Origin of the sequence: Paenibacillus psychroresistens (genome assembly GCF_009728935.1) — a bacterium.
Taxonomy (GTDB): domain Bacteria; phylum Bacillota; class Bacilli; order Paenibacillales; family NBRC-103111; genus Paenibacillus_AC; species Paenibacillus_AC psychroresistens.
This window is the reverse complement of sequence record NZ_CP034235.1, coordinates 4,344,574-4,357,811: the sequence shown is the minus strand read 5'-3', so window position 1 is coordinate 4,357,811 and position 13,238 is coordinate 4,344,574. Positions and strand designations below refer to the sequence as shown.

13 protein-coding genes are annotated in these 13,238 nt (G+C 41.8%); 12 read left to right on the top strand and 1 reads right to left on the bottom strand.

The features are described 5' to 3' along the window. From EHS13_RS19820 to galU, 5 genes are all read left to right on the top strand, one after another. Entirely contained in the window at positions 1–459 is a 459-nt protein-coding gene (locus tag EHS13_RS19820) for a YlbF/YmcA family competence regulator (protein WP_155702055.1), read from the top strand. A gap of 62 nt (positions 460–521) precedes the next feature. Beyond that, positions 522–785 (top strand): YlbG family protein, encoded by a 264-nt coding sequence (locus EHS13_RS19815; protein ID WP_155702054.1) that lies wholly within the window; start codon positions 522–524, stop codon positions 783–785. A 108-nt stretch (positions 786–893) separates the two neighbouring features. Then, on the top strand, positions 894–1,331 hold the full coding sequence (locus EHS13_RS19810) for a hypothetical protein (RefSeq protein WP_155702053.1): 438 nt from the start codon (positions 894–896) through the stop codon (positions 1,329–1,331). A gap of 150 nt (positions 1,332–1,481) precedes the next feature. Next, positions 1,482–2,411 (top strand): LysR family transcriptional regulator, encoded by a 930-nt coding sequence (locus EHS13_RS19805; RefSeq protein WP_155702052.1) that lies wholly within the window; start codon positions 1,482–1,484, stop codon positions 2,409–2,411. Beyond that, a complete protein-coding gene (gene galU / locus EHS13_RS19800; protein ID WP_155702051.1) occupies positions 2,398–3,270 on the top strand; it encodes a UTP--glucose-1-phosphate uridylyltransferase GalU in 873 nt (290 codons plus the stop codon). The genes EHS13_RS19805 and galU overlap by 14 nt, the downstream gene beginning before the upstream one ends. 75 nt (positions 3,271–3,345) lie before the next feature. Here galU and EHS13_RS19795 read toward each other — a convergent pair whose 3' ends face one another. Further along, positions 3,346–5,079: an Rqc2 family fibronectin-binding protein gene (locus tag EHS13_RS19795; protein ID WP_155702050.1), complete on the bottom strand. Its 1,734-nt coding sequence runs from the start codon at positions 5,077–5,079 to the stop codon at positions 3,346–3,348. 224 nt (positions 5,080–5,303) lie between these two features. Here EHS13_RS19795 and EHS13_RS19790 point away from each other — a divergent pair, with 224 nt between their 5' ends. From EHS13_RS19790 to rpoZ, 7 genes are all read left to right on the top strand, one after another. Further along, positions 5,304–8,078, top strand: a complete 2,775-nt coding sequence (locus EHS13_RS19790; RefSeq protein WP_155702049.1) for a calcium-translocating P-type ATPase, SERCA-type — start codon at positions 5,304–5,306, stop codon at positions 8,076–8,078. Between the two features lie 198 nt (positions 8,079–8,276). Next, positions 8,277–9,113, top strand: a complete 837-nt coding sequence (dapF, locus tag EHS13_RS19785) for a diaminopimelate epimerase (RefSeq protein ID WP_155702048.1) — start codon at positions 8,277–8,279, stop codon at positions 9,111–9,113. Position 9,114: 1 nt separating this feature from the next. Further along, positions 9,115–11,010 (top strand): bifunctional homocysteine S-methyltransferase/methylenetetrahydrofolate reductase, encoded by a 1,896-nt coding sequence (locus EHS13_RS19780; RefSeq protein WP_155702047.1) that lies wholly within the window; start codon positions 9,115–9,117, stop codon positions 11,008–11,010. Between the two features lie 58 nt (positions 11,011–11,068). Continuing rightward, positions 11,069–11,959 (top strand): YicC/YloC family endoribonuclease, encoded by an 891-nt coding sequence (locus EHS13_RS19775; protein WP_227013443.1) that lies wholly within the window; start codon positions 11,069–11,071, stop codon positions 11,957–11,959. Positions 11,960–12,072: 113 nt separating this feature from the next. Continuing rightward, entirely contained in the window at positions 12,073–12,333 is a 261-nt protein-coding gene (remA, locus tag EHS13_RS19770) for an extracellular matrix/biofilm regulator RemA (protein ID WP_009672664.1), read from the top strand. Continuing rightward, complete coding sequence (gene gmk / locus EHS13_RS19765; protein ID WP_405083508.1) at positions 12,323–12,961, top strand: guanylate kinase; 639 nt, start codon at positions 12,323–12,325, stop codon at positions 12,959–12,961. Before remA ends, gmk begins: the two co-directional genes overlap by 11 nt. 3 nt (positions 12,962–12,964) lie before the next feature. Beyond that, positions 12,965–13,192, top strand: coding sequence for a DNA-directed RNA polymerase subunit omega (rpoZ, locus tag EHS13_RS19760; protein ID WP_155702045.1), 228 nt, complete (start codon positions 12,965–12,967; stop codon positions 13,190–13,192). The last annotated feature ends 46 nt before the right edge of the window (positions 13,193–13,238 follow it).

Genomic DNA, 13,238 nt, shown 5'->3' with positions numbered 1-13,238 from the left:
ATGGCGTTAATGGAAGCGAATGCTTTAGATATGTCAACGATTTTGTTGCAGGCTTATGAATTAGGCGATTGGATTAATGGCTCTGTTGAGGTTGCTGAGTATTTACAGGCTAAGCATGAGATGGAGCATGACAATAGTGTGAAAGAAATAATTCGTTCATTTGCTAAGAAGAAGGAATTATTCGAAGAATGCGAGCGTTTTGGCCATTTTCATCCTGATTACAACTCGGCTATGGAGCAAGTCCAAAAGGTCCAAGAGCAAATGGAGCAAAATCAAGTATGGAGTCGATTCAATCAAGCTGAGCATCAGCTGGACGATTTACTATATACCGTTTCCAAAACGATTGCACATTCTGTTTCGATGACGATTAAAGTTCCAAGCAATGTGATGCAGCCAGACAACGGTTGCAGCTCTGGGGGCTGCAGTACGGGTGGCGGATGCAGCGGTAAGTGCGGATAAAATGAATGACTTTATTAACAAAGATAAGCATAAAATGAATTAAAACCTAAAGGGAGGTTTTTATGTTTACAGAACGCTGTGGTCTTATTATTTGGGTAAATGATCTTAAAGCAACAAAAAACTTAGAACGTTATGGTACCGTGCATTATACTTCCAAAAAAATGCAATATGTTGTTATGTATGTACATGCAGAAGTGTTGGATGAAACGGTGCGAAACCTGCAAAAACTGCCTTATGTAAAAAATGTTGAAAGATCTTATCGCACAGAAATAAAAACGGAATATAGTAGTAATCCATCCGATAAAGCGAAGCTCTATTCACAATAAGGATACAAAAAAAATAATATTTGGAAATCATTCTGTTTTAGAGTAATATAGGTATATGGAATGTATATAGTCTATAAGGCCTTTTTTTATAGGAGAGGAGTTGCGATAATGAGAGACAAAATGATGAATCGTTGGAACACCTATGAACCCTTTTTTGTCGAACTTGCTGATAAAAAAATTGCTGATATTGTCATTACCAATCATGCTCGAGTGCGATGGGTCGATCGTGTTGAAACTGAAAAAACAGGATTCGAAGACATTTGTGCTTTCCTGTGGGACAAGTTGAAGAATAACAAGATTGAATCTTATTATCGCAACGAAGAAGATGTCTATTTGATTGATGATGACTTGGTTATGGTTGCAGAATTTGCCTTAATTGAGAATGAAATTGATATCGCAGGAAATCCTTTGCATAAGATGATCATTGTAACTTTTCTAGGGCGTATGTCAGAAACGATCGAATTACGCGATTTGAAATCTTATTATTCTTGGCTCCGCCATTCCCGAAGAATGACCTTAATTAAAAATAGCCGCAAGCGTAAATAATATATTCATGTGGAGCATGCAGGAGTTTCTGTATGCTTTTTTAGTTTTGTAACGAAAACTAGGTTTATGCTTACGATGTGAGTTTTCTAAAGAAAACTAGGTTTATGCTTACGATGTGAGTTTTCTGAAGAAAACTCTGAGGAGGAACATATGGCGTTTAATTTTCATCAGCTGCATATTTTTTATACGGTTGCCGAGAAAGGCAGCTTTTCTGCCGCTGCTCAGGCACTCTATATGACTCAACCAGCTGTAACTATGCAGGTGCAGGCTTTAGAGGAGCATTTTGGCAGTAAGATGTTTGCGCGGACGACAAAGAAAATTGAGTTGACTGAAGCGGGGCGGACTTTGCTGCCTTATGCGCTTAGAAGCATTGTATTGATGAAAGAAACCGAATCGTCTATGGCCAAATTTACTCATATGCTGAAAGGTAGATTACAGCTTGGAGCAAGCTTAACAATGGGTGAGTTTATTTTACCCCAGCTTTTGGGTCCTTTTGGAATTCAGCATCCACACATTTCGCTCAGTATGAAGGTCATGAACACATCTCAAATAGTCGATGAAATTATTCATAATCAATTAAATTTTGGACTCATAGAGGCCCCTATTGATCATCCTGATGTACAAACGGATGCAATCCTGAGTGATGAATTATTGCTGATTCTTCCCATAAAGCATGAGCTGGCTAGCAAAGACACAATTACTTGGTTCGATGTACTTAAATTTCCTTTTATTCTTCGTGAGCAAGGCTCAGGCACTAGAAAGGTTATGGAAGATGAGCTGGTGCGCAATGGTTTTGATTTAGCAAATTTAAAGATTATAATGGAACTAGGCAGTACTGGGGCAATCAAGTCTGCAGTCGAAGCTAATTTAGGCATTACCATTCTGTCTCAGTCATCAATCAAACATGAGCTGACGCTTGGTTTGTTAACAACGAAGAAGATTACAGGGCTTCGTTTCATACGCAGCTTTTATTCAATTTATCTGCGCTCTACCTTGCTTCCGTTATCGGCAGTAGTATTTTTAAGTTTCTTTCGTGACCATTTTGAGAAGCAAAGGAGTTTATTGGATGAAAATTCGTAAAGCAATTATACCAGCAGCTGGACTAGGGACAAGGTTTCTGCCAGCAACGAAAGCACAGCCTAAGGAAATGCTGCCAATCGTAGATAAACCAGCAATTCAATACATAGTAGAAGAGGCTATTAACTCAGGTATAGAGGATATCATTATTGTCACGGGTCGCAATAAGCGGGCGATTGAAGATCATTTTGATAAATCAATCGAGCTTGAGATGCTATTGGCTGAGAAAGGCAATCAAGAGCTATTGGAGATTGTGCAAAATGTATCGAACTTAGTCAATGTACATTATATTCGTCAAAAGCAGCCTTTAGGGTTGGGGCATGCTGTATTATGTGCAAGGAGGTTTATTGGAGATGAGCCTTTCGCTATATTGCTGGGCGATGACATCATCGATTCCGATCCTCCTTGCTTGAAGCAAATGATGGATCTATATGAAGAAGCACAAACCTCCGTGATTGCCGCACAAACGATTCCATGGGAGGATGTTAACAAATATGGGATCATTTCACCCGCTGCGCTTGAAGGCAAGCTGCAATACATAAGTGATTTAATTGAGAAGCCGGACCGTGACCAAGCTCCATCGAATATGGCTGTGATTGGACGTTATGTAATTGAACCAGAGATTTTTGCGATTCTTGAGCATTGTCAGCCTGGTAGAGGCGGCGAAATTCAGCTAACGGATGCCTTGCGTATCTTAAATCAGCAAAAAGCGATGGTAGCTTATATGCAGCAAGGTAAACGTTATGATGTCGGGGATAAATTCGGGTATATCGAAGCGACGATTGAATTTGCTTTGAAGCGCGAGGAGCTGCAGCCGCAATTGCTGGCATATTTGAGGGAATTAATGAAACGGTGGCCATAAATAACAAAAAGCGTCCTAAACTAATTAATAGTTTCGGACGCTTTTTTTGAGCTATTAAAAAGTCTTTCAATAAATTTAGCGCTTAATAATCGGTTGCATTTGTTTTATGCTCTGTTCATTTGGCGTGACGAAAAGTGTTTTTTGATGATCGTAAATGACGAACCCAGGCTTGGCCCCATTCGGTTTATGGACATGGCGAATTTGCGTATAATCTACGGGAACCTGGCTGGATTCCTTAGCTTGGCTGTAATAAGCAGAAAGCGATGCTGCTTCAAGCAAGGTTTGTTCACCAAACGTAGTAGAACGAATGACGACATGTGAGCCAGGGATATCCTTAGTATGCAGCCAAGTATCAGAGGATTGAGCAAGACGATTCGTCAGGTAATCGTTCTGAGTGTTGTTTTTACCTACATAAATTGGGATACCTTCACTTGAAGTGAAGCAAGCAATATTTGGTTTCTCGATTTTTTTCTTTTTACCCTTCTTTTTGCTGCGGTCGCGGATATAGCCTTGTTCAATAAGCTCTTCACGAATTTCGACGATATCGGCCAAAGATGCAGCGGCAATTTGCTGCAAAAGTGATTCCAGATAAGTAATTTCAGTATGAGTATTATTAATTTGTTCTTCCACTATCAGTAAGCTGTTTTTGCTTTTAGCATATTTTTTATAATAGCGCTGCGCATTCTGCGATGGTGTTAATAAAGGATCTAATGCAACTTTTACCGTTTGCTGATCTTCGTCGTAATAATTGACCGCTTCCACACTGGAATCGCCTTTTTTAAATAAATGCATCGAAGATGTCAGAAGTTCACCAAGCACACGCCATTTATCAGCATCCTTGGCTTCTTCTAAAGTCTCTGCGAGTTTATCGAGCTTTTTAACATTTTTGTTCTTCTCATTCTGTAGGAAACGAAGTAGATCTGCCATTCTTTGCTTTACAGTATCTCGTTGTGCTTTGTCCCCATAAAAAGCCTCTAAACATTCACTAATCGTATTGAAGCGCTCCACTTCTCCATTAAGATGAGTCAATTCGACAACAGAGAAATAAGCTTTCCCATTATCCTTTTTGGTTACGAGTGATGGTGTATATTTATGCTCGCGAATTTGGGTCATGACACTAGAAAAAGCATTCCAGATCAGCTCAACCTCTTGCTCGGATTGAGCACGATAGATGATTTCCTTGGCAACAAGCGGGCTTAGCCCACTGAATAATTGCACAATTCGTTGATCGCCGGTTTCTTCAAGTGGACGATTCCAGAACAGTTCTTGAAAGCCAGCCTTATCGATTGTTAAGGGGTCATGCTTGCCCTGATCGGGTGGAGCAACAAAGGTGCTTCCCGGCAGAACAATACGGTGACTGCTGATAGCGGGAGTAACATGATGAATCCCATCCAGGATCACTCCATTATCTGGATTCAACAGAATAATATTGCTATGCCGTCCCATGATTTCGATATGGATGGTTTTCAAGCTTAAATCACCCAACTCATCACGATGGCGAATATGCATTCGCAGCATACGTTCTAAGCCGATTTGCTCAACGCCTTCAATGATTCCACCCTCACAATATTTGCGGAGCAGCATGCAGAACATGGGAGCATCTGTCGGGTTTGCATAGGTATGCTGGGTGAAATGAACCCGCGGATAGGTCGGATTTGCAGATAACAATAAACGTACATTATTATTCTGTGCACGAAGCTGAAATATAATATCGTTTCCTGAAGGCATATGAATTTTGCTAATACGCCCGCCAACGCAGGCTTGAAGCTCTTGAACAATTGCATGTACGACTAAACCATCTAATGACATAACCAATCTCCATTCTTGTACAAAGCTATTCTATATAATGCCACATCTTGCAGAAAAACTTAAGCTATAGCTTTAGTATACCTATTTTTTCCCTTGAGGGATAATTTGCAGCTTGTCTGAATACATTTACGCTAAGAGTCTGTCCCTAGTTTTTGCAGAAAACTCTATAGGTTATCCGATAAAAGTTTTTATTGTTTGGCGAAATTACTCAAGGAGGCAATCAAATGGAGCAGCAGAAGCAAGAATACCAATTATCCGTAAACGAAACCTTACACGAGCAGCAAACACTGCCAACGCAGGGATTACATTGGGAAGAAGCAAATAAACGCAAGGGTCTTGTAGGGGAGAATGCACTCTCAGAAGGAAAGCGAGCATCATCAATCAAATTGCTTTTGAATCAATTTAAAGATTTTATGGTTTTGGTGCTGATGGGAGCAACTTTAATCTCAGGGTTATTAGGCGAATACTTAGATGCGATTACGATTGTCGCGATCATTGTGATGAATGGTGTCCTAGGGTTTGTGCAAGAGTTTCGTGCAGAACGTTCGTTAATTGCGTTAAAGGCGTTATCGGCTCCGACAGCAAAAGTTATTCGAGAAGGAACTATTCATCAGATTCCGGCAAAAGAGCTGGTACCCGGTGATTTAGTGGTATTGGAGAGCGGAGATCGCATACCTGCAGACATTCGATGGATGAAAGCGAATAGTGTTTATGTGGAAGAATCAGCGCTTACCGGTGAGTCGATTTCGGTTAATAAGCATACAGAACCTATTTCCGACGATCTACTGCCGCTTGGTGATCAGAAGAATTTAGGTTTTATGGGGACAATGGTGACACGCGGTACAGGAACAGGCATTGTTATTCGCACAGCAATGAAAACAGAAATGGGAAAAATCGCTGGCTTAATCCAAGGGACAGAATCGATGGAAACTCCGCTGCAGCACAGGTTGGAGCAGCTAGGTAAAATATTGATTGTGGTTGCAATTGGCCTAACTATTCTTGTCGTTGTAGCAGGGATTTTACACGGACAGCCACCTTACTCGATGTTCCTCTCAGGAGTTAGCTTAGCAGTAGCAGCCATTCCAGAAGGCTTGCCAGCGATTGTTACTATAGCGTTAGCATTAGGCGTTCAACGGATGATTAAACGCAAGGCAATTGTCCGAAAGCTGCCATCCGTAGAGACATTAGGTTGTGCTTCAGTAATATGCTCGGATAAAACAGGTACTTTGACTCAGAATAAAATGACCGTTACACATATTTGGTTAGGCGGGCAAGTGTTAGAGGTGACTGGAGATGGCTATGATCCTAATGGTGAGATAACTGGTGAAGGAAGTCCAGTCTCTATCCGCAACAATGAGATGCTGCGGAGGTTGATGCATGCATCGGTTCTCTGCAATAATGCCACTTTGAACGAAGAAGTGGTTGAAGCAAGCGGGAAAAAGGGTAAGCAAGCAGCCAATCATATTTGGAGTATTAAAGGAGATCCAACGGAAGGGGCTTTAGTAGTCCTAGGAGCCAAAGCCGGAGTTAATGAAGCTGCTCTGCAGGGGTTTCAACGTACGAAAGAATTCCCTTTTGACTCCGATCGTAAACGGATGTCAATTGCAGTGACCTATCCGGGTGGAGCTTTGATTTATACCAAAGGCGCTCCAGATGTTCTATTAGATCAATGTAATTACATTCTCTGGGATAACAAAGTCATTCCGTTTACGGCTACATTGCGCAATAAAGTGATGTCCGCTAATGAAGGCATGGCGAGGTCGGCACTACGGGTGTTAGGTATGGCTTATCGCGAAATGAAAACAGCTGAAACATTAGACCAAGCAGATCAGGCCGAGAGTAATTTAGTCTTCATCGGTCTAACGGGGATGATCGATCCACCTCGCAAAGAAGTGCGGGAAGCTATCAGTAAATGCAGAAAAGCTGGCATTCGTACCATAATGATTACAGGGGATCATCGTACAACGGCTGAAGCGATTGCTAAACAATTGGGGATGCTGCCGCCAAAGGGACTAACCTTAGAGGGCAAACAGCTAGCTTTGATGAATGAGCAGCAGCTAGATGCTGTAGTTGAGGATGTTTATGTATATGCGCGAGTATCTCCTGAGCATAAGCTTAATATTGTCAAAGCCTTGCAGCGTAAAGGACATGTTGTAGCCATGACAGGAGATGGAGTTAATGATGCACCAGCGATTAAAGCGGCGGATATTGGGATTGCCATGGGGATTAGTGGGACAGACGTGGCTAAGGAAGCGTCATCCTTAATTCTCAGCGATGATAATTTTGCAACGATTGTTGCAGCGATTGAAGAAGGTCGCGGTATTTATGAGAATATTCGTAAATTCATTCGTTATTTGCTTGCATCCAATGTTGGAGAAATTCTGACGATGTTTTTCGCGATGATGCTTGCTCTGCCTTTGCCTTTACTGCCGATTCAAATTTTGTGGGTCAATCTGGTAACCGATGGGTTGCCTGCGATGGCACTTGGTGTCGATCAAGCTGAAAAAGATTTAATGCAGCATCATCCGCGTTCGGCTAAAGAAAATATATTTGCGCGAAGATTAGGCTGGAAAATAATTAGTCGAGGATTTTTAATCGGGATATGTACACTTGGAGCTTTTTGGTTGACTCTGCATAGTCTGCCTGATAATGCAGCTAGTTTATTAAAAGCCCAATCGGTTGCTTTTGCAACTTTAGTCATGGCTCAGTTAATTCATGTATTTGATTGCCGCAGCTCGCGCTCGATTTTTCATCGCAATCCTTTTCAGAATAAATATTTGGTTGTTTCCGTATTCTCTTCAGTGGTTCTATTGCTTGGGGTCTTATATATTAGCGCGCTTCAACCGATCTTCAAAACCGTTTCACTGGACTGGGAGGATTGGATTCTTGTCTTGATTGCAGCGGGTATCCCAACATTCTTAATGGGGATTGGCAGTGTGCTCCAAACTCCTTCAAGCCGTAAGAGATTAAGCTATCGTACAAAGTCTGTAACTCGTTAGATAGTAAATGCTTGCCTAAGGCTATGCATTCCCAAGGTTTTACGATATGATAAAGTCTAAATGTCTTTAAAATATAAGATTGTATAAGTTTCACCTATATACAGATCTTATATTTTCGGACAAAAGGACCGTCTTCTTTCAGAATGACGGCGTAGTCTTTTATCCTTACACATATTATAATCAGGGGTGTATCCTACAATGAATTTTACAAAAATGCATGGATTAGGCAACGATTTTATTATAGTTACTGGCGAGCCAAAATTACCTGAACAGGCAGCTGAATTAGCTATCAAGCTGTGTGATCGTTTTTTTGGAATTGGTGCTGACGGATTGGTGTATATTCTGCCTTCAGAAAAAGCAGATTTTATGATGAGAATTATGAATTCAGATGGATCGGAAGCTGAGCAATGCGGCAATGCGATTCGTTGTGTATCTAAATATGTTTATGATCATGGAATGATTGGGCAAACGGAAATTTCGATTGAAACCATCGGCGCGGGCAAACAAAATGTGCAGCTATTTCTCAAGGATGGCAAAGTTGATACCGTTCGCGTCGATATGGGACAACCGATTCTAAAAGGTACTCAAGTACCAACGACTGTGGATCAAGACATTGTTAAGGATTATCCAATTGAAGTGGATGGGCGTGAATTTCGCTTTACAGCCGTGTCAATGGGCAATCCCCATTGTGTGATTTACGTGGATGATGCGATTAATATGGATCTGCAAACTTGGGGCCCTAAGCTTGAGACTCATCCAATGTTTCCACGTAAAATCAATGTAGAATTTGTTACCGTTAAATCTCGTGATTATGCGGATATGCGTGTATGGGAACGCGGAGCGGGTCCAACATTGGCTTGTGGAACTGGTGCTTGTGCTACTTTAGTTGCATCTGTGCTAAATGGAGTAACGGATCGTGAAGCTACGATCTCCTTAAAAGGCGGTAATTTATTTATTGAATGGAATGAAGTGGACAATCATGTTTATATGACTGGACCCGCGCAGGAAGTTTATAAAGGATCGGTGGAAATCTAGCATGAATCCTGATGAGAAGCTAGATCTGCGAGACGCCTTAAAGCAGCGAATCATCATTGGTGATGGTGCGATGGGGACCTATCTATATCAATTAGGCCATCCAATTGGTGTTTCCTATGAAGAGTTTAATTTATTAAAACCAGCTAATATTATGGAAGTGCACCGTCTCTATTATGAGGCAGGTGCACGTTTGATTGAAACGAATACCTTCTCCGCCAATCGCGAGAAGCTTTCGAGATATGGTCTGGAGAATGATGTAGTAGCCATCAACCAGGCTGGTGTCCGCTTAGCTCGACAAGCTGTGGGCGCAGATGCTTATGTGGTTGGAGCTGTGGGTTCTGTCCGTTCAGGTAGACAAACCAATATAACTACAGTCCAAGTCGACTACGATTTACAGCAGCAAATCGAAGCCTTGCTATCGGCTGAGGCGGACGGAATTCTGCTTGAAACCTTTTCAGACTTCTCGGAAATCAAGTCAGCACTTGCGATTATTCGTAAGATAAGCGACGTTCCGGTAATCTGTCAATTTGCTACAGAAGATAGCGGTCTTACAAGAGATGGCATCCCATTTGTTGAAGCTTTTCAGCAGCTGCAAGCAAATGGGGCTTCTGTTGTTGGGTTTAACTGTCATAGCGGCCCGAATGGGATTTTACGAGCCCTGGAGAAAATAACTCCATTTGTGAATGGACCTTATTCGGTATTCTCGAATGCTGGGTTACCTGGTTATGTAGATGGACGTTATATGTATCGTGCGACACCTCAATATTTTGCAGAAACTGCTTTGCAATTTGCTGATTTAGGGGCGCGGATTATTGGCGGCTGCTGCGGGACTACACCAGAGCATGTGGCTGCGATGGCTAAAGCATTAGAATTGTATATTCCTTCCACAGATACTACTCCTAAATCTCAAGTTATCGTAATTAATGAGCATAAAGTGGTTGAAGCAAAGCCAGAAGTCGAGCTTCCAGTAGCGGAGCCTTCGATTCTGGAGCTAGTCAAAAAACGTCACACCGTTATTGTGGAATGGGATTCTCCGCGCGACTTAGCAATTGAGAAGTTTATGAAGGGTTCCCAGGCCTTAAAGGATGTTGGTGCTGATGCTATCACGCTTGCTGATAATTCATTGGCTCAAACGCGAATCAGCAATATGTCGATGGGGCATTTAATTAAAGATCGGATTGGAGCAAGGCCGTTGCTGCATGTGGCTTGCAGGGACCGCAACTTAATTGGCACACAATCTCATTTAATGGGGTTACATGCGCTTGGAATCAACCATATCCTAGCGATTACTGGAGATCCGGCAAGAGTAGGGGATCTGCCTGGTTCCAGCTCTGTTTATGATCTAACTTCATTTGATTTAATCCGGATGACTAAGCAATTGAATGAAGGCATAGCCTTTTCGGGTAAGCTGTTAAAACAAAAGTCGAATTTTATTGTCGGTGCTGCTTTTGATCCCAACATTAAACATTTGGATAAAGGCATCCAGCGTATGGAGAAAAAGGTGGCTGCAGGTGCTGATTATTTCATGACTCAGCCGATATTTGATGTGACGCAGATTGAGAAATTTTATCTTGCCTCAAAGCATATTGATATCCCGATTTTTCTTGGGATTATGCCTTTGGTGAGCGGAAGAAATGCGGAATTTTTGCATAATGAGGTACCTGGCATTCGAATTTCGGATGATATACGCAAACGTATGGCTGGTTTAGAAGGCGAAGCGGGCAGACGGATGGGTGTAATCATAGCGAAAGAGCTGGTTGATGCGGCTATGCAATATTTCAATGGGATTTATCTAATGACGACGATGACTTTCTATGAAATGACGGTAGAATTAACCCAATATATTTGGAAAAAATCAAATCGTGTCGATTTGCCCTTGTACCCGCCAGCGAAATGAATTAAAATGGTAGGATATATGTTCTTAATGACGGTTTGCTTCGGCAGGCTTCTTGGATGTGAGTGAATTGATTCAGAGCATGACTGGGTTTGGACAAGCGTCATTAGCATTTAAAGAGTATCAGCTTCAGGTTGAATTGAAATCTGTGAATCATCGTTATTTGGAAATGACAATACGATTGCCAAGACAATGGTCGCGATTAGAAGATGCGGTTAAACAGCGGGTTCGTTCTAGTCTCCAACGCGGGAAATTAGATGCGTTTGTCAGCATTGTTCGTCAGACAGCAGAGAATCATGTTGTTACACTTGATTGGTCGCTTGCTGAGGCTTACTATAATGCGGCACAGCAGCTGCGAACTAAATTTGGCTTGCCAGACACATTAACGATTCAGGATCTTTTGCAAATTCCTGAGTTAATTAAGCTAGGAGAACCATCTAACGATGTCGATCCTTTACTTCAAGATCAAATGCTTTCATGTTTGGATGAAGCTTTAGTAGAATTAAATCTAATGCGACAGACCGAAGGCAAGCATTTACAAACGGACTTAGCGACGAGATTGGCTGCGCTACGTGCTTTGCATCAATCGATGCAGCTATTGGCACCTAAAGTGATTGAACAATATCGACAGAAATTACGAATTCGTTTGCAGGATGCTCTCGAAGGAATTCCTTACGACGAGCAACGACTGCTGCAGGAAGTCGCCTTACATATAGACCGAACCAATGTAGATGAAGAGTTAACTCGACTTGAGAGCCATTTTCAACAATTTAGCCAGCTGCTTCAAGCAATAGAGCCAGTAGGAAGAAAGCTTGATTTCTTATTGCAAGAGATGAATCGTGAAGTCAATACCATAGGCTCCAAAGCAAATGATAGTGACCTGATCAACGATGTAGTGGAAATGAAAGCTGAATTGGAAAAAATGCGTGAACAGGTCCAAAATATTCAGTAAGTTTTCTAGCGAAAACTCAGATTATGCTTACGATGCAAGTTTTGCTAACGCAAAACTCAGCTGGTGCTTACGAAGAAAGTTTTCTAACGAAAACTCTTAGGGGGATCTAAAGAATGGCTATCAAGCTAATTAATATTGGTTTTGGGAACATTGTTTCCGCTAATCGCATAATTTCGATTGTCAGTCCAGAATCTGCACCGATCAAAAGAATTATTCAAGAAGCCCGTGATCGTCATATGCTGATTGATGCAACATATGGTAGAAGAACGCGTGCCGTTATTATAACTGATAGTGATCATGTCATTTTATCAGCTGTGCAGCCCGAAACTGTTGCACATCGACTATCGAACAAGGACGATGATCATGACGAATAAGAAAGTGGCTGATTTGGTCAGTGACAAAGGGATCCTTATGGTCTTATCCGGTCCATCCGGCGTTGGCAAAGGAACCGTATGCGCTGCACTTCGAAAAAGCACAAATGACTTGGTATATTCCGTATCGGCAACTACACGAGAACCTCGTCAAGGTGAAGTCGATGGCGTGAACTATTTTTTTAGGACGAAGGAACAGTTCCTTCAAATGATTGCGGATGATGAATTATTGGAATGGGCTGAATATGTTGGTAATTATTACGGCACTCCGCGCTATTTTGTTGAAGAGGTCTTAGCCTCAGGCAAGGATATTATCCTTGAGATTGAAGTGCAAGGCGCTTTAAAGGTGAAGCATAAATTCCCAGAGGGTGTATTCACTTTTTTATTGCCTCCTTCGTTAGATGAGCTGCAAAACCGCATCGAAACAAGAGGGACAGAGAGTGAAGAATCGATTCGTAACCGAATGTCTGTAGCAAAAGCAGAGATGCGACTGTTAGAGCATTACGATTATGCTATAGTTAATGATGAGGTGGAGGCGGCATGCCGTCGGATCCAATCCATTCTAGTCGCCGAGCGGTGCCGGCAAGAACGAGTGCTGCACAAAATAAAAAAATGGATGGATGAGGTGTAGGTTATGTTGTATCCTTCAATCGACAAATTATTAGATAAAGTAGACAGCAAGTATTCTTTGGTTGTTGCGGCTTCCAAGCGAGCTCGCTCGTTAAGAGACGGATCTAAATCGGAGCTTCGCAACCCTAAATCATTTAAACAGGTTGGCGTGGCGTTAGAAGAATTATACGGAGATTACATTTCATACGAGAAGCTTCCTGAAAAAGAAGGCATCAAGTCCAAACAACAATAGGTGACGCTTATGTGTTGGCGGTTAACAGCAAAAAAATAACAACCCT